The following is a 23,541-nucleotide window of genomic DNA, read 5'->3' on the forward strand; positions in this document are numbered from 1 at the left end:
TGAAAAATAGTGTATAATTATATATAGTAGCATATAGAGAAAAACCGACAGGACTCAGCATTTCTGAACTGTCGGATTTATAATGTAAAGGAAGAATATTCAAAACTTCTTTTATAAATTTTAGTTTATATTGTATACTATAGTTGAAAGAGGTTAGTAATAAAGAAAAATTATATATTATGTAAAGATTTAAGGGAGTGTTAATATGAAACTAAAAAAAATAATGGAGAATATTAATTTCGATTTGATAAAGGGTAATATAGATGTAGAAATAAATAAAATTCAATATGATTCAAGAGCGATAAGGCAAGGAGATGTGTTTTTTTGCATTGAAGGATACAATGTAGATGGTCATAAATATGTGCAAAGTGCAATTAATAATGGAGCAGTTGCAATTGTATGTCAGAAAAATATAGAAATAGATTCAGAAGTTTGCGTTCTTAAAGTACAATTCAGTAGAATGGCCCTAGCTATAGGCGCAGCTAATTACTATGGTAATCCAAGCCACAATATGAAGATGATAGGAATTACAGGTACTAATGGGAAAACAACTTCAGCATTTATGGTGAAAGCTATTTTAGAGAGCGCAGGGTATAAAGTTGGACTTATTGGAACTATTGCAAATTATATTTGTGATAAAAAGATCCATACAGAAAGAACTACGCCAGAATCATTAGAATTACATGAACTATTTAAGGAAATGGTTGATTCGGGCGTTGATTATTGTGTTATGGAGGTTTCTTCACACTCTTTATATTTAGACAGGGTATATGGCATAGAGTTTTGTGAAAGCATTTTTACAAATTTAACTCAGGATCATTTAGATTTTCATAAAACGTTTGAAAACTATTTTAATGCTAAATTAAAGCTGTTTATGTTAAGCAAAAGCTCTGTAATTAACATTGATGATACTTATGGAGCAAAGGCGTTTAAATCCATTACAGGTAGTAAATTAAGCTATGGCTTAAATCATAACGTAGACTTTATGGCAAGTGATATAAAAATGCATTCAAGGGGTAGCAACTTTACTATGATGTATAAAAATAGTTCCTTTGAAATAGAATTAAGTATACCAGGAAATTATAATATATATAATGCTCTTGGGTCTGCTGCTGTTTGCCTAAATCAAGGAGTTGACGCCTGCGTAATTAAACTAGCACTAAAGAAATTACAAGTGCCTGGTCGTTGTGAGCTTGTGCGTAATAGTTACAATTTAGGATTTGAAATAATTTTAGATTATGCGCATACACCAGATGCCTTAGAAAATATACTTAAAACTGTTAGGGAATTTACAACAGGTAAACTTATAAGTGTATTTGGATGTGGTGGAGATCGAGATAAAACTAAAAGACCTATAATGGGTAAAATCGGAACATTATTAAGCGATTTTTCAGTAGTTACTTCTGATAATCCAAGGACAGAAGTTCCTATGGAAATAATTAAAGATGTAGCTGTTGGCATTGAACAAGATAATTATGAAATTGTGGAGAATAGACGGGATGCTATAAAGAGAGCAATTGAAATTGCAGGTTCTGGTGACATAATTGTTATTACAGGAAAAGGTCATGAAGATTACCAGGTGCTTAAAGATGAAACTATACATTTTGATGAACGAGAAGTTATATCAGAGATATTAAAGGAGTTATATTAGATGGAATATATTAGTCTTGAAGAAATAATAGAGGCAACCCGTGGAGAAATAATTACTAAGGGTGAAACAAAGGTTAATGGATATATAAAGACATATAACAATGTTTGTTTAGATACAAGGGCTATAAAAGATAATGATATTTTTATAGCAATAAAAGGTGAAAATTTTGATGCAAATGATTTCGCACCTGAGGCTAGTTCTAGGGGTGCTTCAGTTTGTTTAATCGATGACATGAAATTTGATGAAACTAGTTTTAATAAGAAAACAACTGTAATTAAGGTAACAGATACTAAAAAAGCACTACTTAATCTTGCAGGTTTTTATATAAAAAAGTTAAACATAAAAGTTGTAGGGATTACGGGGTCCACAGGGAAAACATCAACAAAGGATTTGACTTCTGCGGTGCTAAGTGCAAAGTTTAAGGTCTTTAAAACTATTGGAAATTTTAATAATGGAATAGGATTGCCACTTATGATATTTAAGTTAGACAAAACTTATGATGTTGCAGTTCTAGAAATGGGAATGAGTGATTTTTCTGAAATTCATAACTTATGTGAGGTAGCTAGACCTAATATTGCTATTATTACAAATATCGGAATGTCTCACATTGAAAACCTTAAATCCAGAGAAAATATTTTGAAGGCTAAAATGGAGATTACGGATTTCTTTAGTTTGGAGAGCACGCTGATAGTGAATTCAGATAATGATTTATTGCAAGACATAAAAGCAACAGATTATAAACTTATTAAAACAGGAATTGATTCGAAAGCAGATTTTAAAGCTTGTAATCTACAAATAGACGAGAAAAAAATAACATTTAATTTAATGGAAAATGAAAATTTAGTGGATAATTTAGTTGAAGTAAATATACCGGGACGTCATAATGTATTAAATTCATTGCTAGCAATAGCTTGCGCAAGAGAAATGGGCATGAAGTATGATGAAATTGTATTAGGTTTTAAAAAATTAGAAGTTACTTCAATGCGCTTAGACATAATTAAAGGTGAAAAGTTTACTATAATTAATGATGCTTATAATGCTAGCCCTGATTCAATGGTTGCTGCAATTGATGTACTTTGTAATATGAACTCAAATTCGAAAATTGTTATACTTGGCACTATGAAGGAACTCGGCGATAGTGCTTATGACGCGCATAAACAAGTGGCGCAGTATGCAAGACTTAAAAATATTGATTTATTAATTGCTCTAGGGGAATTTAATGAGGCATATAAAGAAGGATTTAAGGATATAGATAAATATAGAACTTTTCACACTTATGATGAGGTAGTTTCATTTATAGATGCAGTTATCCAGCAAAATGATGTTGTTTTAGTTAAAGCTTCAAGATGTATGAAATTTGAGAGCATAGTAAATGATTTAATGAATCTAGATTCATTTTCTAATGTAAATTTAATTACTGAAAAAAATGCTAAAGAGGTGATGAAAAAATGAATTTAATTATTTATTCGGTATTGATTGCATTTTTTTTATCAATAATATTGGGACCCTTAGTAATTCCTATTCTACATAAGCTTAAATTTGGCCAAAATATAAGATCAGAAGGACCAAAAAGTCATCTTAAAAAAGCAGGGACACCTACTATGGGTGGTATAATATTCATGGTTTCAACAATAATAACAATGATGATAATTGTTAGACATACAAGTGATGAAGCTATGATTGCGTTATACTGTTTTATAGCTTTTGGAATTATAGGATTAATTGATGATTTTCTTAAAATAGCACATAAGGAAAATGAAGGCCTATCATCTAAACAAAAGATGTTATTAATAGCAGTAGTGTCAGGACTAATTGGTTACTATGCTTCCATTAAAATAGGAACGGACATAATGATACCATTTTTAAACAAAGATATAGATCTAGGTCTGTGGTATGTACCATGTATTATATTATACTTTGCAGCAACCACTAATTCGGTTAATTTAACAGATGGGTTAGATGGTCTTGCTACTTGCGTTACAATAATAGTTATGACATTCTTTGCTTTGGTAAGTAATATGATGTTTCATACAACTCTTGCAATATTTTGCGCTGCTCTTGCAGGGGCATTACTAGGATTTTTAAAATTTAATGCTTATAAAGCACAAATTTTTATGGGAGATATGGGTTCGCTTGCACTAGGTGGCGCAGTTGCTGCAGTTGGTATGATACTAAAATCACCGATACTAGTTGCAATTGTGGGTGGAATATATGTTCTAGAGGCTCTATCTGTTATTATTCAAGTTTTGGTGTTTAAGTCTACAGGTAAACGAGTATTTAAGATGTCTCCAATTCATCACCATTTTGAATTAAGTGGATGGCATGAAACTAAGATTGTTGCTGTATTCTCAATCATAACAGTACTTTTCTGTTTAATTGGATTTCTATCATTTCCATATTAGTGGCGAGGAGGATAGTATATGAAAAAGAACAAGGTTAAAATGGGTCAAATAGATTTTGTACTATTTGCAATCATAATGCTCCTTGTGGCAATTGGAGTAGTAATGGTTTATAGTGCTGGATCATATTATGCGGCTTTCAAATTTAATGATCCGGAATACTATTTAAAAAAACAAGGTATGTGGGCAATTCTTGGTGGTATATTTATGGTTATAGCTATGAAAATTGATTATCACATTATAAAAAAATATACAGGTATTTTGATGATAATTACAATTATTCTTTTACTTGCGGTATTTGCATTCGATCCTATAAATGGCTCAAAGAGGTGGATTCCATTAGGGATTGCAAATTTCCAACCATCAGAGATCGCAAAATATATTATAGTGGTGTATATGGCTAAAAGTTTAGATCTAAAAGGAGAAAAGGTTAAAGAATTTATGAAGGGGGTAGTACCATACTTAATGGTTTCGGGATTTTACGCGGGTTTAATTTTAATGGAACCCAACTTAAGCATCGCAGCTGTTATAATGATTGTTACTGTAGTTATTTTGTTTGCAGTGGGAGCTAAATTAGTGCACCTTTTTGCCATAGGAGGAAGCCTCGTTGGAGCTGTTATTGTCTTAATATTTACAGCTTCATACAGAATGAAGAGACTTATGAATTTTACAGACCCATTTGCTGATAGTCAAGGTGCTGGTTATCAACTGGTTCAATCACTTCTTGCCCTTGGGTCAGGAGGAGTTACTGGTTCGGGAATAGGACAATCGAGGCAGAAATGCTTGTATATACCAGAACCACATACGGATTTTATTTTCGCAATAATTGGTGAGGAATTAGGATTAATCGGATGCGCTTTTATAATTTTATTATTTATAGTATTTATATGGCGTGGTATAAAAACAGCAGTGACAGCGATTGATATGTATGGCACCATCCTGGCGATTGGAATTACGTCAGTTGTAGGTGTTCAAGCAATCATTAATATCGCAGTAGTTACTGGATCAATGCCAGTAACAGGTGTGCCGCTTCCGTTTATTAGTTATGGAGGGTCGGCTTTGGTTATCAATATGTTTGCCATGGGAATACTATTAAATGTGTCTAGGCAAACTGTAAATAAAAATTAGGATTAAATCATCTCCTGCGGAGCTGAAATGTCGTAAAGGCATGCAAATTGCATGCTTTTTTCTATTTCTAATTAATTAAATACGATTACAGATTATTAATTTTGGAAATACATTGAAATTGAGATGAAAAAAATTAAGTAAAGTGTTATTATATAAGTAGGGCTAGTTTAAAATTAAGTTTACATAAATTAAGCTTAATTATTATTTGAATTTATATAAATAATAATTTTATTTACTAAAATTAAATTAAAAAATATATGTTAATGAATGCGAGGAAGTGGATGAATAAGAAAAGCAATGATCTTAAAAAAGTCAATTATATTATAGAAAATAAAGAAAAACTATTACATAGAAGGAAAAAGAGAAAGCAAGCAAGGTTTCTAATATTACTTGTTGTAATTATGGTTTCGACATTAATCACGTTATGTATTAAATTGCCTTATTTTAATATAACAAAAATCGAAATTCTAGGAAACTCTAATGCATCTAAAACTCAAATTAACGATTCGGTTAACGATAAGTTAGGAAGTAATATCATTAGTGCTAGTTTTAATGGTAGCAAAAATCAAATTATGAAAAATCCCTACGTACTAGGCGTAACATTTAAGAAAGTTTTGCCTAAAAAAATTGTAATAACAATTGAGGAAAAAGTAGCAGTGTTTTATGGAAAAGTGAATAATTTTTATTATATATTAGATAATCAGGGTTATATACTTGAAAAAAGATCTAATATTAAAGATATGAACTTAGTGAAATTAACTGGATTTAATTATGAAAAGTATGAAGTAGGAGATTTAATTGGATTAAAAGATGATCGGAAAATTACTATCTTAAAGGAATTAACTAGTATTATTGATGAGTATAGAAAAGCTAACAATAATAGCAATATAACAATGGTCGATGTAAGTGATGTACTAGATGTCAAGGTTTTCTCAGGAGAAATGTGTATTAAATTTGGAACAACGCTGAATTTGAAAAGTAAATTTAATAAAGCAATAAATATTATTACGCAACTGAAATATGAAAGCAAAAAGGGATATGTAGATGTTAGTTCTAGTGGAAATCCTGTAGTTTTTATAGACGAGAAGTAATAGAGATTTAATATGAAGTTTCTATTACGGAGTAGTAAGGAGGAAGTCGATGAAAAAGTTTAAATCCCAAATATCCATTGGAGTAATATGTATATTATTAGGGTTCATGATGAGTTATCAATTTAAAATGATAAACAAACAAAATTCGGCAGAAGTAGTAGATTCAGATACTACCGCACCTGAAATAATAATTGAAAATGATCAACTTAAAAAGAGCAAAATAGACATGCAGAAAAAAATTAATCAATTAGATGCTAAAACAAAGGAATATGAAAATGCTGCAAGCGGAATAGATGCAGCAAGTGAATTATTAAAAAAAACACTAGAGGAAACAAGAATTCTTACAGGGGAAACTGACGTACAAGGAGAAGGTTTGACAATTTACATAGACCCTAAAAGTAATATTTTTGGTAGCGCGCCTACAAATAGCCAGTCTATAAATGATCAGGACCTTGTTAGTTTGGTAAATGAGTTGAATTCAGGAGGCGCTGAAGCAATATCTATTAATGATATTAGGCTTACTTCGCGTAGTGGAATACGAAATGCTGGTAATGTGATTCTTATAAATGATGAAAAAATTTCTTATAATGATAGGATAGTTATTAAAGCTATAGGGAAAAGTGATATATTATATGGGGTTATAGATTTCGTAGGAGCAATTCCAACAGATCTTCTTAAGGCCTGTGATGTAACATTTGAGAAATCAGATAAAATCATAGTATCTAAATATAATAAAATATATAAATTTGAGTATGCTAAACCAATAGTAGAGAAATAGGGGTGGGTAAATGGTTGCTTTTGTAGGGTTGTTAATAGGTGTTATATTAGGGATTGTATGGAATGTTGAAATTCCGGTTAAATTTTCACCGTATATTTCTGTAGCAATTTTTGCATGTATAGATTCTGTTTTTGGCGCAATTAGAGGATCGATTTCACAGAATTTTAGAGCAGATATTTTTATATCTGGATTTTTCGGAAATGCGGCTTTAGCAGTGGCAATGGTTTATTTAGGTGATAAATTAGGAATCCCAATTTATTTAGCCGCGATTATAGTATTCGGAGGAAGAATATTTAATAACTTTGCTATAATTAGAAGACTATTGCTGGACAAAACTAAATCACATTAATGAGGTGGTTATATGAAGAATAATGAAGCTACTATATTTGTTTTTATTGCATCAGTAATTGTAGGGCTACTTATAGCTATGAATATAGGGTTTGAAGGGAAAAGCAATCTTTTAGATGCAGGGCAGTATGATGTAGCCTATAATGAAAGATCTAAATTATATTCTGATCTAAATAATTTAAATGATGAATATGATAAGATTAACCAAAAACTCAATAAATATGAAAGTGGTTATGCTGAAACAGACCAGGTGAAAAAGCAAATGGAAGAGGAAGTTAATAATAATAATATAATCTTAGGAAGTACTGATGTTGAAGGTCCTGGTATTAAAATTACATTAGATGATGCTGATGAAGTTGGTAGTACTTTTCAGCTGATTCACGATGTTGATATTCTTGGAGTATTAAATGATCTTAGAAATGCAGGCGCAGAAGCAATTTCCGTTAATGGTGAAAGAGTTGTTGCCAGTAACTATGGATATTGTGGTGGCCCGTATATTAATTTAAATGGTATTAAGATAGTAAGTCCTTTTTATATAAAGGCCATTGGGAATCAAGATACATTATATAATTATTTAACACTTGAAAATACACGTATAACATCATTAAAGGGCAGAGAGGTTAAAGTTAACGTTACTAAGGTAGGAAAAATAAGAATACTGTCATATACTGGAACACTTGGCTATAAATATATGAGTCTTATAAAAAAATAAAATAAAATCATTAAAAATCATAATATAATGAAGGTATTTTCTCTTTAATGAAGAATTAAAGAATAATGGTAAATTTAAATTTTATATTGTAAATAAGATTAATTAATGCAATGGAAACAACAAGGAGGCAAAATTAGTTGGCAATTAGTGAAGAGTATAATAAGATAAAAAATGAAATTTCACCTGGTGTTACACTAATATGCGTTTCTAAGACTAGAGAAATCCAAGAAATAGAGGAGGTCTATGAATCCGGGGCAAGAAATTTTGGAGAGAACAAGGTACAAGAATTTGTTGGGAAATATGAGAATTTGCCTAAGGATATAAGATGGCATTTTATAGGGCATTTGCAGACAAACAAGGTGAAATATCTGGTTGGCAAAGTTCATCTTATTCACTCTTTAGATAGTATACATTTACTCAAAGAGATTGAAAAACGTTATGCTGCAAAAAATGAAATTGCTAATGTCTTAATTCAAGTAAATATAGGCAAAGAAGTTGCAAAAACAGGTATAGCTGCTGAGGAAATAAGGGCTTTAATAAAAGCTTGCATGGATTGTTGTAATGTAAAAGTTAAAGGACTAATGGCAACAATTCCTATTGGAGACGAGGAAAGCTGCAAAAAATACTTTACTCAGATGAAAGTTATATTTGATGATTTAAAAGTTATGGAACATAAAAATGTTTCTATGGAATTTTTATCATTGGGTATGAGTAAAGATTTTAAAATAGCGATTAAAAATGGATCTAACATGGTAAGAGTTGGCACTAGTATATTTGGAAAACGAGATTATAATAAAATGGAATTATAAAAAAAATGGAGGGGTAAACATGGGAAGCAAAGTAGTGAATAAGGTTATGGGATTCTTTGGAATGGCAGAAGAAGATGAGGATGAAGTCCAAGAGATAGAGAATGAGGATGAGGATGATGTAATGGATATTGAAACATTAATGAGTGCAAACAAAAAACAAAGTAAAGTAGTTAATATTCACACATCTGCATCTACAAAAGTAGTTATAATAAAACCAGATGATTTTGATGAAGCATCCGTGATTAGCGATAATTTAAAAGCTAGGAAAATTGTAGTAGTTAATACTACAGGACTAGATCCTAGAACAGGGCAAAGATTATTAGATTTTGTAGGAGGAGTGTGTTATGCACTTAGTGGTGATCTTCAGCAGGTAGAAAAGGGAGTATATATAATATCTCCATCTAATATAGAAGTTAATAATGAGCTTAAAAATGAATTGAGTTCAAAAGGAATCTTTAACTGGAACAAATAAAGGAGGGTACAAGATTTGAGTTTGTATAGTTTATTAAATACAATTTTTAACTTGCTACAGTATGCGATAATTATTGAGGTTGCTTTGTCTTGGTTTTATGCGGGAAGGTCAAATCAATATACAGAATTATTACATAAAGTTACGGGACCTCTACTAGGGCCTGGTAGAAAAATTCAAGAAAGGTATTTTAGTAATACAATGATAGATTTTTCACCAATAATTGCACTTGTTATTTTAGCGATACTAAGAAGAATTGTGTTTTTTATACTGTAAATAACAGAGTAAGGTAGGAGTTAAATGGACAAAAATTATTTTTTAAATAGTATAACTTGCGAAGATAAGAATATGTTATCTAACATATTTGATAAAATGCAAATAGCAGACAAAACTAATAAAATAATATTTACTAACAGTTTTTTACCACCAGACATATGGAATCAAATTTCAGTGATATGTGAAAGTTATAAAATGAATTTATATACAAATGGTTTATTTAAAGATGCTGATAGGAGAATGTTATCATTTTCTAGTTATGAGAAGCCTACAACATATCCTATAGATTTATTGGAAATAACCAATAAATCTAAATTTGCAGTGGTGGAGCATAAGGATTATTTAGGTGCAATAATGTCATTAGGAATTCAAAGAGAAAAATTAGGCGACTTAATAATTAAAGATGCTGTTTGTTATGCGCCGGTTTGTAGTGACATTAGTAGTTACATAATTAATAATTTGAGTAAAATAAATAATTGCCCTTGTGAAGTAAGTCATCATGATTATGAGATGCGAGATCTTCCAGAAAGGCAATTTAAGGAAAAAACAATTATAGCTACGTCATTTAGGTTGGATGGTATGGTTTCAGCTGTATGTAATGTTTCAAGGAGTAATTCAACAACTTTAATATCAACAGGTAAAATACTTATAAATTATTTTCAGTGTTTAAAAAAAGATAAAGTTATTAATAATAATGATATTTTAACTATTAGAGGTTATGGGAAATTTTTGGTTTCAGATATTATAGGAAGTACTCAAAAAGGTCGTTTTAAAATTATAATAAAGCAATATATTTAGTAGGGGTGGGAGTAAGATGAGAATAACATCTATGGACATTAATAATAAAGAATTTAAAAAGGGTTTAAGAGGATACAATGCTGATGAGGTTGATGAATTTTTAGAAAAGGTAGCTGAAGAATATGAAACTATATATAAAGAAAATTCATCGCTAAAAGAAAGAACAAGTTTTCTAGAAGAAAAATTAGAGCATCATGTTAGTATAGAGACTACAATTCAAAGCACATTAGTACTTGCTCAAAATGCAGCAGAACAAGCAAAAGTTTGTGCTCAAAAGGAATCAGAACTTATTATTAAAAATGCGAACGATTCTTCTCAAAGATTGCTAGATAAGTCTCATAATGATGTACTTAAGATTAATGATGATTTTGAAAAAACAAAACAAGAATTTGCAAAGTTTAGAACAAAATTTAGAAATTTTATGAATTGCCAGCTTGAGATGTTTGAAGGACTTGAAAATGATTATCTTAAAAATTATAATGTTGGTAATGAAACTCCTGATAATAAAAGTGATGGTGAAGCTGCTATTGATTTAGAATACTCTAATTTGACGCTTAAAAATATAGATGAAAAAGAGTTTCAAAGCAATGAGATTGAAGAAATAAAAAGTTTTTTTGCAAAAGGTTAGAATTAAAAAATCTCACTCACCGGGTGAGATTTTTTATGTAGATTCATAACATAAACCAGGGAGGAATAGAAAATGATTATAGGTATTATTGGCGCAATGGAAGAGGAAGTTAAATTTTTAATAGAGGGAATGGAACTTAACAAAAAAGAGACCAAGGCCAAAATGGAATTTAGTCTTGGTAACATATATGATAAAAATGTAGTTATAGTTACTAGTGGTATTGGTAAGGTTAATGCTGCAATTTGTGCTCAAATATTAATTGATGATTTTAAAGTTGATTATATTATAAATGTTGGTATTGCAGGTGGTACCATCGATAATATATACCCAGGAGATGTTGTAATAGCGCGCAATCTAGTACAACATGATATTGATACATCTGCATTTGGTGATAGACTTGGACAGATTCCAAGAATGGATACTTTCGAATTTAAATGTGATGAAAAACTAATTGAATATGCAGAGAAAGCATGTCTTTCTATTAAAGGACATAACCATTTTATAGGGAGAATTGTGTCGGGTGACCAATTTATTGCAAATCTAGATAAAATAAATTGGTTGAACTCTGAGTTTGATCCATTGGCATGTGAAATGGAAGGAGCAAGTATTGCTCAAGTGTGTTATTTAAATGAAACCCCATTTATAGTTATAAGATCTATATCAGACAATGCAAATAACGGGGCTGAAATGGATTATGAAGAATTTAAGGACATTGCTGTAGAGAATTCTACAAGTATTTTAAGTGATATGTTGAAATTGATAACTGAACCACATAAAAATATTTAAATAAATTTAAATATTTTTAAATAAGTGTTATAAAATTCTTTCCATGAGAAAACATAGATATATAGAAGTTTTATTTGTTTAGTAATACTTCTATATTAAAATTAGAGGAGTTGTTTTCATGGAAAAGAAAAAAATGGAGTATTATAAAGAAAAATTAATAAATGAGAAGGCACGTGTAGTAAGTCTTATTAACCAAATGAAACACAATGGAGTTGTAAATTCTAATAGTGAAATGGAAACGGACTTGTCTTTTTATGATAACCACCCGTCAGACATGGCAACCGAATTATTTGATAAGGAAAAGGGCCTTGCATTAAAGGGGAATGAAATATCTATTTTAAACAAAATTGAGGATGCTTTAAAAAGTATTGAAAAAAATACCTATGGGAAATGTCTTAGTTGTGGTAGTGATATAGCCAGTGAAAGATTAGAATTTATGCCCTATGCGCAAAATTGCCAGATATGCCAAAAATCTATAGGGGATCACAAACCTGCTGAGCAAAACAATAGAAGCGTAGAGGAAGACGTGCTTGGCTCGTTTTTTAGTTGCAGTAAAGGTGAAATAGGTGTTGATTCAGAAGATACTTACCAAGCTGTTGAGCGTTTTAATAAATTAGATGATATAGTTGAATTTTACGATGACGACGATAACGGTGGTTATGTTGAACCAATAGAACAAATAAGTAATGGACAATATAAAAATCAGTTACCTGATTAAGAAAATGGGATGAGTTAATTTAGGTAAATTAAAAAGGTATATATTGTAAAATTTTTATAACACATAAATTTAGAGCAATATATACTTTTATATTATGCCTCAAGTAGGGGGAAGTGTATGGAGATACTAATTGTTTTTTTTGGGTTGTTACTAGATAGATTAAGTAAGATCTGGGCGCTAAGTGCTTTAAAAGACGAAGATGGAGTTGTATTGATTAAAAATATCTTTAAATTGGAATATTTGGAGAATAGAGGTGCTGCGTTTGGCATTCTTCAAAATAAATTATTATTATTAGCTCTAGTTACGTTATTAGTAATAGCAGGTATGATATATTATATTATTAAGTATAAACCAAAATCAAAATTCATAAGAATAAGTTTTGCCTTGATTATAAGTGGAGCTTTAGGAAATTTGTATGATAGAATGTTTTATAAATATGTAGTAGATTTTATTTTAGTACATTATAAAGATGTATATTATTTCCCCACATTTAACATAGCTGACAGCTTGGTAGTAGTGGGAACTCTGATTTTGGCAATTTCTATAGTAAAGGATGAGATATAAATGGAAGGTTTTGAGTTTAAGGTAAGCGAGAGTTCAGTGGGTAGTAGGTTAGATGTTTTTATTTCTAATGAATTCGAAAATAGATCAAGGTCATATATTCAACGAATAATTGAAGGTGAAAATGCGTTAGTAAATGGTAAATGTAGAAAAAGTAATTTCAAACTAAAACTTGAGGATATAATTACTTTAAATGTTCCAGCTCCTGTAGAGCTAAACGTAAAAGCTGAGGATATACCACTTGACATTATATATGAAGATAGTGACGTAATCGTAATTAATAAACCACAGGATATGGTGGTTCACCCAGCACCGGGAAATTATAGTGGTACGCTAGTTAATGCACTCTTAAATCATTGCACAGATCTATCGGGCATTAATGGCGTTCTAAGGCCAGGGATAGTTCATAGGATTGATAAGGACACATCAGGGGCTTTAGTGGTTGCTAAAAATGATAATGCACATAATTCTCTTGCAGCGCAGTTAAAAGATCATTCAATGACAAGAAGTTACATAGCATTAGTAGAAGGAATAATTAAAAACAATGAAGGAACAATTGATGAGCCTATTGCAAGGCATCCTAAAGATAGGATAAAAATGGCTGTAGTAGAATCAGGTAAAAGGGCTGTAACTCATTTTAAAGTATTAGAGAGATTTGAAAGTAATACTTTAGTGGAATGTAACCTAGAAACAGGGCGAACTCATCAAATAAGAGTACATATGGCAAAGATAGGACATCCTTTAGTTGGTGATTTGATATATGGATTTAAAAAGCAACGATTTAATTTAAAGGGCCAAGTACTTCATGCAAAAAAACTGGGGTTTATTCACCCAAGTACTAATGAGTATATGGAATTTAACTCGCCTCTTCCAAATTATCTTGAAAAACTTATAGTTAAGTTAAAAAATAGTTGAAATAGATAGTAACCTGTGGTAGTATATTATGAGTGTTATATAACACTTTATGTTTATTATAGTAGCTCCGCAGGAGATTATTTAATAAAATATTTATCCCTTTAAATGTTCCAGAGAGATCATAAGGATAAAGATAGTAGTACTATTATGAAAGTATAGTATGCCTTTACCTTTTTGGTGAAGGCTTTTTGTATTTTTAAAAAAAATAAGAATATTATTACGAGGGAGGTGAAATTATGGAATTTAAATCAGTTTTATTAGATGAAAAAGCAATAGAGAGAACACTTACAAGAGTGGCACATGAAATTATAGAAAAAAATAAGGGAATAGAAGATATTATACTTGTAGGTATAAAAAGACGAGGGGTTCCAATTGCAAAAAGGATTGCTAGTCTTATAGAGCAGTTTGAGGGAATTAAGGTCCCCGTAAGTTCAGTTGACATTACTTTATACCGGGATGATCTTACAACACTCGATGACCAACCAATTTTAAATAATGTAGATTTAGGTATAGATGTAAAAGGTAAAAAAATAATTTTAGTGGATGATGTATTGTATACAGGAAGAACTGCTAGGGCTGCAATTGACGCAATAATTGATAATGGCAGACCTCTTGCGATACAATTAGCTGTTTTAGTAGACAGAGGACACAGGGAACTGCCAATTAGAGCAGATTATGTAGGCAAAAACATCCCTACTTCAAGTAAAGAGATGATTTCTGTTAAATTAACAGAAACTGATGAAAAAGACTCAGTAAGTATATTTGAGATTTAGCGAATTGCTTTGAAAAAGATAAAGCTTCGAAGAAGATAAGTAGCTTCGAAGAAGATAAGCTTCGAAGAAGATAAGTAATCTTTTAATATAGTCCAGCGAGACTAAAAGGAGGAACTAATGAAAGATTTTATAGATGTTGATGAAAAATTACCAATACTCAAGACTATCCCGTTAAGTCTCCAGCACTTATTTGCAATGGTGGGGGCAACAATACTTGTTCCAATGCTCACAGGTCTAAGCCCGTCTATTGCACTGTTTTGTAGTGGCGCAGGTACACTACTCTATATTTTATGTACAAAAGCTAGGCTTCCGGCATATGTAGGGTCATCATTTGCATTTATTGGGCCTATGGGGGTTGCTACAAAGGCATATGGACAAAGTTCAATGCTTTCAGGGATTATTGCCGCAGGATGTGTATATGTAATTGTGGCTTTAATTATTAAACTTGTGGGAATTAAATGGATAAATAAACTATTGCCTCCAGTTGTTGTGGGTTCCGTTGTAATTGTAATAGGATTAAGCCTTGCAAGTGTTGCAATACAATGGTCGGGACTGGATTCCACATTTACATCACCAGCACTTGAGGGAATATCTAGAGGAACGTGGATATTTATATCAATGACAACATTGACTGTAGCAATAGCAGGAACCATGTATTTCAAGGGTTTTTTCGGGGTGGTACCTATTCTGATTGCAATGGTAGTGGGATACATACTTTCAATAATACTGGGAGCAATTCCTAGTGAGGCTCTAGCTCAAATTGAATCTGCTAAATTAATTAGATTACCAAGTTTTGTAATGCCAACCTTTAACATAAATGCTATTATGCTTATGGCTCCAATAGCTTTTGTAACACTTGCTGAACATATTGGACATGTATATGTTACAAGCAATGTTTGCGGAAAAGATTTTGCAAAAGATCCAGGGCTTCATAGATCAATACTTGGAGACGGAGTTGCTACAATTTTTGCAGGATTCGTTGGTGGGCCTCCAAATACAACATACGGAGAAAACATAGGGGTTATGGCAATCACTAAGGTTTACAGCGTTTGGGTAATAGGAGGAGCAGCTATTATTGCAATAATACTATCATTCATAGGACCAGTATCAGAAGTTATAGGTAACATTCCATTACCTGTAATTGGAGGAGTAAGTGTAATGTTATTTGGCATAATTGCATCTTCTGGTTTTAGAATTTTTGTTGAAGATAAAGTTGATTTTAGTAAAAAGAGAAATCTTATAATTGCTTCAGTTATAATAGTTGTAGGAATAGGTGGAGGAGGTATTAACTTTCAATTTTTAGGAGCACATGTAGAAATTGCAGGACTTGCTTTAGCAACGTTGGTAGGCATTATACTTAACTTAGTGTTACCTCAAACTAGTAAATCAGGAGACAATTAATTATAGGGTTATACTAAAAATAATACACAAAAGTGTCAGAGTAGTTCTGGCACTTTTGTGTATTTTATAGAGATAAATTTAAAATTTATAGACAATAATAGCAAATAGAGATATCATGATAGTGAGATGGGAGAGATAATATATGATGTATACTTTAATAGCCACTACTACTTTTGGAATAGAGGCAGTTACTGCTAAAGAACTAAAAGCACTAGGGTACGAAAATTTAATTGTTGAAAATGGAAGAGTAATCTTTGAAGGGGATGAAATGGATATTGCTATATGCAATACTTGGCTCAGAACCGCAGAAAGACTTTATATAAAGATGGCTGAATTTAAGGCATTATCTTTTGAAGACTTATTTCAAGGAACACTTGCAGTAGATTGGGGTAATTTAATACCTGAAGATGGTAAGATGCATATTGTAGGAAAATCTGTGAAATCACAGCTTCATAGTGTGCCAGATTGTCAAGGAATAGTAAAAAAGGCAGTAGTAGAATCAATGAAGAAAAAGTATGATAAAGAATGGTTTACTGAAGATGGTCCTGTGTACAAGATTGAGGTTGCAATTTTAAGGGATATAGTTACTTTATCAGTAGATACATCAGGTGTTGGACTACATAAGAGAGGATATAGGGAATATGCTGGAGAAGCACCGCTTAAGGAAACGTTAGCTGCTGCCCTTGTCCTAATAAGTAAATGGGATAGTACAAGAGTTTTAGCTGACCCGCTATGTGGTTCTGGAACTATTCCAATAGAAGCTGCACTTATAGCGAAAAATATGGCACCAGGAATAAACAGAGAATTTGTTAGCGAAACTTGGCCAAATATAGACAGTGACATTTGGGTACAAGTACGTGAAGGCGCAAGAAAAACTGTTAGCCCTAATGAAATTGAAATACTAGCATCAGATATTGATGGAAGTTTACTCAGGACAGCAATGCAAAATGCAGAAAAAGCAGGAGTTGCTGAGTTCATAAAATTTCAGAAGATACCAATGCAAACTTTTGCATCTAGGCAAAAATATGGTGTTATAATTACAAACCCACCTTATGGAGAAAGACTTGGTGAGCGTGAACAGGTGAAAAAAATACACGAGGGTCTTGGCGAAATGTATAGGAGCTTAAACGATTGGTCTTGCTACGTTATAACATCAAATGTTGATTTTCAGAAGCAATTCGGAAACAGATCAGATAAAAATAGAAAATTATATAATGGAAGATTATTGTGTTATTACTACCAATATATAATAGAGGTGCCTAGGAAAAAAAGAGAAGAATAGGAGTGCATCTAGATGTCCTTCTCCTAGCTGCATTGAAATAAGAGCTTGAAACGTGAAATTCCATTAAGAAAATCTAATCTTTTGCGAATATAAAATTCTCTATCGTTCACACTCGACGTCCTGTCTCGGGTTCACTAACCTGACATCCTGTCAGGTTCACGAGAATTTTATATTAGCAAAAGAAAAATTTCTAAATGAAATTTCAATGTTACTGCGCTTCTTATTTCATGTCGCTATGGAGAAAGTTCATTCTAGTATGCCTATACCTGCGGGAAGGTCAAGGGATGGACTAGATGGGATTTGATTACCCACTGTTGGAAGGGGTATGGGAATTTCTAAAGAAGAAAAGAGGATGGATATATTATACATATATCCATCCTCTTTTCTGTCTTATATTTTGATGAATTAAGGTTATTTCATGATATTAAATGGTACAATTTATGAGTAAGTTGTTTCATAGTCGTAAAAATTTACAAAGTAAATAACATGAACACTAAATATTCACAACTAAAATTACTTGTGAAGGAGAGAGTTTAAATGAGTATTTATGATATTATTGTTCCGTTATTTTTTATTGTAATTATTTTAAAACAGATTAAATATATAAAAGTATTAATAATACCAACAAGAAAAACGTATGTAGAAACTATTACTGTATTGCTTAGTGTTGTTGTTTTCATAGGTCTTACATATTTTTATGCGAATACCTGGGTTCATTATGTTGCAGGGGTGTTAGCTATTGTTATGTTTGTAAGCATGTGGATTAAACATGGAATCTACTCAAAAGGTTTCATATCAATGTATAGATTGAAAGAGATTATATTATGGAATGAAATTGAGAAAGTTATGGTAATCAGTTCAAAGAATATAAAGGTTGTGGTAGCGTGTGGGTTTATGGAGCAAACATTTCATTTTAAAAACAGCGATTACGATAAAATCATTACTATTCTAAAAGAAAATTTACCTGAACAAGCACAGATACAAACAATCATCAATGAATAAACATATAAAAAATATTTGTAAAGGGGTGAAATAGTGAAGATTTTCTTTAAATATATGCTAAAACCTATGGCTATAATTTCATGTATACCGTCTTTGGGGTTATTGCTTTACTGGGGAACACATAGAAAGGAGTTATTAGCAATAAGTATACTTTTATATTTTGGAGTAATAATTGGTAATGTGACAAAATATTTTTATAAAGATAAAACTAAGATTTAATATAATATATTAAATGCAAAGGAAATGTACTGCATCTACAGCCTAACGTCTAAAAGATTTTTTGATGAGGATTATCAAAAAAAGTATATATTGCGTATAATACATTTGAACAAGCTTTAGAACTACTAATTTTATTTTTAGTAAATCAACTAAAAATAAAATTAGTAGTTCATAGCGAAGTGAATGCATTAATCGTATTGCAATACGCGTAATATATACTTTTTTCTTTTTTAGTTAACCCGTTCTAAAGTACTTTCAGTAGGAGTTATATATATAGTTTTATTTGTAGAGTATATAACCATTCCTGGTTTTGCACCTGATGGTTTCTTTACATTTCTAACTTGCGTATAATCAACTGGTACGCTAGAGGAATTTTGTGATTTACTAAAGTATGCGGATAAGTTACCAGCCTCAAGTAAGGTGGTTTCAGGTACGTCACCAATATGTTTTATAATAACATGTGAACCTGGGATATCCTTTGTGTGTAACCACATATCGTTTTTGTTTGCAAATTTTAAAGTCAAGAGATCATTTTGAATGTTATTTCTCCCAACATAGATGTCGATGCCTTCGCTTGAAATAAAATGCATTGGTTTTGTAGGTTTAACTTTTTTAGTTTTACCATGTTGTTTTTTAATTTTAATATATTCAGTTTCAATCAATTCATTTTTAATGTCTTCAATTCCATTATAATCTTCTACATTTATCATGTTTGTTAAAACTGAATGGAGATATTGTAATTCATTTTCAGTAAGGTTCATTTGAACCAAAGCCATTTCTTCTGCTATCTTAAATTTATTATATTTCTTGTAATAATATTGAACATTTTGTGATGGAGTTTTATGTTCGTCAAGTTTGATTTTAATAGTATCGCCATTTTCGCTATAATAATTCACAAGGCAAGCGACTTTGTCACCCTTTTTAAGTGAGTATATATTTGCCGTTAGAAGTTCACCGTGTAGTTTATAAGTACCTTTATTTGTACAATCTTTTAAAGTTTGGGTAAGTATTCTCACTTTTTTATCACAACGGCTAATATTATTATTAACTATTTTTTGAAGATTTGCACTTTTAGCATTTAACCTATCATGTTTATCTTTACGGAAATAAAAATCCTCTATTAGTTTAGATGGAGAATCATATTTTTCGATTTCATAATCTTTTAATGATGTGAGCTCAGTTGTATGAAAATCTTTTAGTTTACTATTTTTAGAATATGAAGCTATAAAAGTATTTTTAGCAATATTTTCAAATAGGGTTACTGTAAAATCATAAATATTTTGAGCACTTTTTATATTAAAATCTGGATACTTTGCATAATATCTATATACAATTTCTGATGATAGATTAGAGCTTACTCCTGTAAAACAACTAGTGAAAAATTTTTCACCAAAGTCTATGTCCTTTTCTGTTATATATTTATAGAATTCATCATACGTAAAATTAAATGCATCTAGTTTTGTAGAAGCAGGAGGATATATATATTCTACACCTGTATACAAAACACGGTAACTATTAACGTCAGAACTAACATGTTTGATGCTATCCATAATTATGTTATCACGGGTACGAACTAAACTAATATTACTGTGCCTACCCATTATTTCAATTATTAAAGAGTATACACTATCAAAACCTAGTTCATCGCTGGATTTAAAATCAATAATTAGTAATCTATCTGAATTTAGTTGCCTTACATCTAGGACAGTTGCAGTATTTAAATATTTCCTTAGAACCATACAAAATTTAGGAGCTTGCACCGGGTTTTGTTTATTAAATTCTGTAAAATGAATTCTAGGATAATTTGGGCTTGAACTTATTAATAATTTATGTATTTTTCTGTTTTTTTTAAAACTTAATATAACCTCATCTTTTTCTGGTTGGGTTACTTTATCAACTCTACAATTTATTATTACATCTTTTATTTCCTCAACGAGGCTAGATAAATAAATTCCATCTAATGCCATATATATCATCCTTCCACTTTAAAACTTCGTAAAATTTTATAAATTTATATTTATGCTTTGTAAATAATACAATATATAATATACTACTATTAACATATTCTATTATTAATAGTATACCATTAAAGAAAATTATTGAAAAGTCGCATCATATTGATAGAAAAAGGAGGAGTTATATGGAAATCATAAATTTTACGAAAATGCAGGGAACTGGTAATGATTTTGTTGTTATAGAAGATTTGGAAGGTAAATATGAAAATTTAGAGGAGATTGCAAAAAAACTTTGTAATAGACATTTTGGAATAGGTGCTGATGGAATTTTAGTTGTTAGAAAAAGTAGTATAGCAGATTTGCAAATGGTGATTATTAATGCTGATGGTTCTTATGCATCAATGTGTGGTAATGGAATAAGATGCTTTGCTAAATATATTTGGGAGAAAAAATATGTTACAAGCAATTCTATAAAAATTGAAACTGGCGATGGTGTAAAATTGGCAAGTATAGATGTTAAGGATGGAATTTTTAAAGGTGTAACTATAAATATGGGAAGATACAATTTTGATCCTAAAAGCATTCCAGCCTTAGCAGAGGAGCAAATAATTAATAAAAAGATAGAGATTAAAGGTAAAGAGTATAGCATAACGTCAATGCTTATGGGAGTGCCACATACTATTGTGTTTGGAGGAGTTGATCAATACATGGTCCAGGAAGGGGAGGTTATTGAGAAATTTGAATTATTTCCTCAGAAAACAAATGTTAACTTTTGTCATGTAGTAGATAAAAATACGATAAGGGTTAAAACGTGGGAGAGAGGTGCAGGGCCAACACTTGCTTGTGGCACTGGTAGTTGTGCGTCGGTAGTTGCAGCAAGCAGGCTGGGCTACGTAGAGGGACAAGTAACTGTACATGTTCCAGGAGGATTACTTTATATTGAGATTGTTAATGATGAGGTGCTAATGGAGGGACCTGCTGAAATTACTTTCGAAGGACAATTTTTTATAAATTAAATAAAAACAACTGCCATATTTATTATTAGGGCAGTTGTTTTTTTTATGCAATTAATAATAATAAAGTGAATAAAATTTAAAAAAATGACAATGATTAAAAAGTAGTACATCCTTTTTAAAATTTGAAGGCTAGAAGGTGAAATAATATTAAAAAAAATTTACTTAAATTATTATTAGATAAAAATCTTATTACAACCCAAAGTTACAAAGAGGTAGAAGAGCTTTCAATTAAAAGAAATATAAGCGAAGAGCAAATAATTCTAAGCGGAGGCAAAATAGATATAAATGCACTTATTTCAATTATTGAGAATGACTTTAACATACCATATATTGATTTAGAAGAAAAACCTGCAATGAAGGAGGCGTTTAATCTAATATCAAAAGAAGTGGCTAAAAGGTATAATTTAATACCTTTTTATTATGACAGCAATGAAGTATGTGTGGCGTTCTCAAATCCATTTGATATAAAGGTCATCGATGAACTAAAATTTATAACAAATAAAAAAGTGAAAGTATTTTTCGCAATAGATATACATATATCTGAGGCTATTGAAAATTGTTATGGTAAACAAATTGTCGATGTGGCAGTTGAAGAGATGAAAAAAGAATATATGTTAGAAATAGAGCAAAAAAATGAAGAGATGAAGGCTGCGTCTTGGGTTGAAGATGCACCAGTTATAAGGATAACAAATTCATTATTAAAGAGGGCTGTTAATGCTCAGGCTAGTGACATTCATCTAGAACCGTTTAAGGATTCAGCTATAATTCGTATGCGAGTAGATGGAATACTAAGTGAAACAAACAAAATTCCTAGTAAAGTATACAAATCATTGTGTACAAGAGTAAAGATCATGGCAAATATGGATATTGCAACAAAATTTATTCCATTAGATGGAAAGATAACTGAAAATATAGATGGAGTAGATTATGATTTTAGGGTATCCTCATTGCCAACAATGTATGGAGAGAAACTAGTAATAAGAGTTTTATACAAAGCAGAGAGATTTATTAATTTAGATTCATTGGGTTTTAGCGTTGATAAAGTTAAGTTATTACGGGACACATTAAAACTTTCTCATGGGATGATAATAGTGGCAGGTCCAACTGGTAGTGGAAAATCAACAACGTTATATGCATTGCTAAATGAAATTAATAGTAAAAGTAAAAATATTGTTACTATAGAGGACCCGATAGAATATAACATGCCTAGAATTAATCAAGTAAATGTAAATAATAAAGCTGGGCTTACTTTTTCAATGGGGCTTAGAAGTATATTGCGCCAAGATCCCGATATTATCATGATAGGAGAGATAAGGGATGAGGAAACAGCAAGAATAGCAGTAAGAGCATCCATAACAGGGCATTTGGTCTTATCTACGCTTCACACAAATAATTCTGCAGCGTCCATATCAAGGCTAATAGATATGGGGATTCCGTCATATTTAGTTGCCGATTCATTAGTTGTGGTACTGGCGCAGAGACTTGTAAGGAAATTATGTCCACATTGCAAAACAGAATGTGAGATTGCTTGCAATGAATTTGAACATTTAGGTTTTAAAAGGGGAGAAAAAATATATAAAGCAGTAGGATGTAATAAGTGCAATAAAACAGGGTATAAAGGAAGAACTGTAATATATGAACTTTTAAGATTAGATAGTAATCATAGATCTATTATAGCAAGAAGTGGAATAAGCGATGAGCTTTGGAAATATTGTGATGAAAAAAGATCGGGGTCGTTTATGGGTAGTTGTAGGGAAAATGTAATTAATGGGATAACCTCAATAGAAGAATTTGAAGAAGCTACTTATAGCTATAATTACAAATAA

25 protein-coding genes are annotated in these 23,541 nt (G+C 31.0%); 24 read left to right on the forward strand and 1 reads right to left on the reverse strand.

The genetic code is table 11. The features are described 5' to 3' along the window. Positions 1-205: 205 nt before the first annotated feature. The 22 genes from ACREVX_RS03530 to ACREVX_RS03635 all read left to right on the forward strand — a co-directional run bounded on the left by ACREVX_RS03530 (position 206) and on the right by ACREVX_RS03635 (position 18,744). Positions 206-1,651: a UDP-N-acetylmuramoyl-L-alanyl-D-glutamate--2,6-diaminopimelate ligase gene (locus tag ACREVX_RS03530; RefSeq protein WP_431542788.1), complete on the forward strand. Its 1,446-nt coding sequence runs from the start codon at positions 206-208 to the stop codon at positions 1,649-1,651. After that, positions 1,652-3,103: a UDP-N-acetylmuramoyl-tripeptide--D-alanyl-D-alanine ligase gene (locus tag ACREVX_RS03535; RefSeq protein WP_431542789.1), complete on the forward strand. Its 1,452-nt coding sequence runs from the start codon at positions 1,652-1,654 to the stop codon at positions 3,101-3,103. After that, positions 3,100-4,053: a phospho-N-acetylmuramoyl-pentapeptide-transferase gene (gene mraY, locus ACREVX_RS03540; RefSeq protein WP_431542790.1), complete on the forward strand. Its 954-nt coding sequence runs from the start codon at positions 3,100-3,102 to the stop codon at positions 4,051-4,053. Before ACREVX_RS03535 ends, mraY begins: the two co-directional genes overlap by 4 nt. A gap of 18 nt (positions 4,054-4,071) precedes the next feature. Then, a complete protein-coding gene (spoVE, locus tag ACREVX_RS03545; RefSeq protein WP_431542791.1) occupies positions 4,072-5,178 on the forward strand; it encodes a stage V sporulation protein E in 1,107 nt (368 codons plus the stop codon). A 281-nt stretch (positions 5,179-5,459) separates the two neighbouring features. Beyond that, complete coding sequence (locus ACREVX_RS03550) at positions 5,460-6,269, forward strand: cell division protein FtsQ/DivIB (RefSeq protein ID WP_431542792.1); 810 nt, start codon at positions 5,460-5,462, stop codon at positions 6,267-6,269. A gap of 49 nt (positions 6,270-6,318) precedes the next feature. Then, complete coding sequence (locus ACREVX_RS03555; RefSeq protein ID WP_431542793.1) at positions 6,319-7,047, forward strand: DUF881 domain-containing protein; 729 nt, start codon at positions 6,319-6,321, stop codon at positions 7,045-7,047. Between the two features lie 10 nt (positions 7,048-7,057). Beyond that, complete coding sequence (locus ACREVX_RS03560; protein ID WP_431542794.1) at positions 7,058-7,396, forward strand: small basic family protein; 339 nt, start codon at positions 7,058-7,060, stop codon at positions 7,394-7,396. A 12-nt stretch (positions 7,397-7,408) separates the two neighbouring features. Then, positions 7,409-8,107: a DUF881 domain-containing protein gene (locus ACREVX_RS03565; protein WP_431542795.1), complete on the forward strand. Its 699-nt coding sequence runs from the start codon at positions 7,409-7,411 to the stop codon at positions 8,105-8,107. 137 nt (positions 8,108-8,244) lie between these two features. Continuing rightward, a complete protein-coding gene (locus ACREVX_RS03570) occupies positions 8,245-8,916 on the forward strand; it encodes a YggS family pyridoxal phosphate-dependent enzyme (protein ID WP_431542796.1) in 672 nt (223 codons plus the stop codon). 19 nt (positions 8,917-8,935) lie between these two features. Further along, positions 8,936-9,388: a cell division protein SepF gene (locus ACREVX_RS03575; protein WP_431542797.1), complete on the forward strand. Its 453-nt coding sequence runs from the start codon at positions 8,936-8,938 to the stop codon at positions 9,386-9,388. Positions 9,389-9,403: 15 nt separating this feature from the next. Further along, positions 9,404-9,661, forward strand: a complete 258-nt coding sequence (locus tag ACREVX_RS03580) for a YggT family protein (protein ID WP_431542798.1) — start codon at positions 9,404-9,406, stop codon at positions 9,659-9,661. 24 nt (positions 9,662-9,685) lie between these two features. Further along, a complete protein-coding gene (locus ACREVX_RS03585; protein ID WP_431542799.1) occupies positions 9,686-10,459 on the forward strand; it encodes a YlmH family RNA-binding protein in 774 nt (257 codons plus the stop codon). 16 nt (positions 10,460-10,475) lie between these two features. After that, positions 10,476-11,087, forward strand: coding sequence for a DivIVA domain-containing protein (locus tag ACREVX_RS03590; RefSeq protein ID WP_431542800.1), 612 nt, complete (start codon positions 10,476-10,478; stop codon positions 11,085-11,087). Between the two features lie 72 nt (positions 11,088-11,159). Further along, positions 11,160-11,873: a 5'-methylthioadenosine/adenosylhomocysteine nucleosidase gene (locus ACREVX_RS03595; protein ID WP_431542801.1), complete on the forward strand. Its 714-nt coding sequence runs from the start codon at positions 11,160-11,162 to the stop codon at positions 11,871-11,873. A 118-nt stretch (positions 11,874-11,991) separates the two neighbouring features. Further along, on the forward strand, positions 11,992-12,591 hold the full coding sequence (locus tag ACREVX_RS03600; RefSeq protein WP_431542802.1) for a TraR/DksA C4-type zinc finger protein: 600 nt from the start codon (positions 11,992-11,994) through the stop codon (positions 12,589-12,591). Positions 12,592-12,708: 117 nt separating this feature from the next. After that, the gene (gene lspA / locus ACREVX_RS03605) at positions 12,709-13,155 is read left to right on the forward strand and encodes a signal peptidase II (RefSeq protein WP_431542803.1); all 447 of its coding nucleotides are present in this window, start codon (positions 12,709-12,711) and stop codon (positions 13,153-13,155) included. Further along, positions 13,156-14,067 (forward strand): RluA family pseudouridine synthase, encoded by a 912-nt coding sequence (locus ACREVX_RS03610; RefSeq protein ID WP_431542804.1) that lies wholly within the window; start codon positions 13,156-13,158, stop codon positions 14,065-14,067. A 236-nt stretch (positions 14,068-14,303) separates the two neighbouring features. Next, positions 14,304-14,840 carry a bifunctional pyr operon transcriptional regulator/uracil phosphoribosyltransferase PyrR gene (gene pyrR, locus ACREVX_RS03615; protein ID WP_431542805.1) on the forward strand — a complete coding sequence of 179 codons (537 nt, stop codon included), beginning with the start codon at positions 14,304-14,306 and terminating at the stop codon, positions 14,838-14,840. Between the two features lie 117 nt (positions 14,841-14,957). Next, on the forward strand, positions 14,958-16,241 hold the full coding sequence (gene uraA / locus ACREVX_RS03620; RefSeq protein ID WP_431542806.1) for a uracil permease: 1,284 nt from the start codon (positions 14,958-14,960) through the stop codon (positions 16,239-16,241). A gap of 142 nt (positions 16,242-16,383) precedes the next feature. Then, positions 16,384-17,523: a THUMP domain-containing class I SAM-dependent RNA methyltransferase gene (locus ACREVX_RS03625; protein ID WP_431542807.1), complete on the forward strand. Its 1,140-nt coding sequence runs from the start codon at positions 16,384-16,386 to the stop codon at positions 17,521-17,523. Positions 17,524-18,060: 537 nt separating this feature from the next. Continuing rightward, positions 18,061-18,525, forward strand: coding sequence for a PH domain-containing protein (locus tag ACREVX_RS03630; protein ID WP_431542808.1), 465 nt, complete (start codon positions 18,061-18,063; stop codon positions 18,523-18,525). Between the two features lie 33 nt (positions 18,526-18,558). After that, positions 18,559-18,744, forward strand: a complete 186-nt coding sequence (locus ACREVX_RS03635) for a hypothetical protein (protein ID WP_431542809.1) — start codon at positions 18,559-18,561, stop codon at positions 18,742-18,744. A 230-nt stretch (positions 18,745-18,974) separates the two neighbouring features. On the opposite strand, the gene ACREVX_RS03640 is transcribed toward ACREVX_RS03635, so the two are convergent. Continuing rightward, entirely contained in the window at positions 18,975-20,711 is a 1,737-nt protein-coding gene (locus tag ACREVX_RS03640; RefSeq protein WP_431542810.1) for an Rqc2 family fibronectin-binding protein, read from the reverse strand. Positions 20,712-20,893: 182 nt separating this feature from the next. Here ACREVX_RS03640 and dapF point away from each other — a divergent pair, with 182 nt between their 5' ends. Further along, a complete protein-coding gene (dapF, locus tag ACREVX_RS03645) occupies positions 20,894-21,715 on the forward strand; it encodes a diaminopimelate epimerase (protein ID WP_431542904.1) in 822 nt (273 codons plus the stop codon). 320 nt (positions 21,716-22,035) lie between these two features. After that, positions 22,036-23,541: a GspE/PulE family protein gene (locus ACREVX_RS03650; protein WP_431542905.1), complete on the forward strand. Its 1,506-nt coding sequence runs from the start codon at positions 22,036-22,038 to the stop codon at positions 23,539-23,541.

It is taken from the genome of Clostridium sp. (assembly GCF_050717545.1).
Classification (GTDB): Bacteria; Bacillota; Clostridia; order Clostridiales; family Clostridiaceae; genus Clostridium_AD.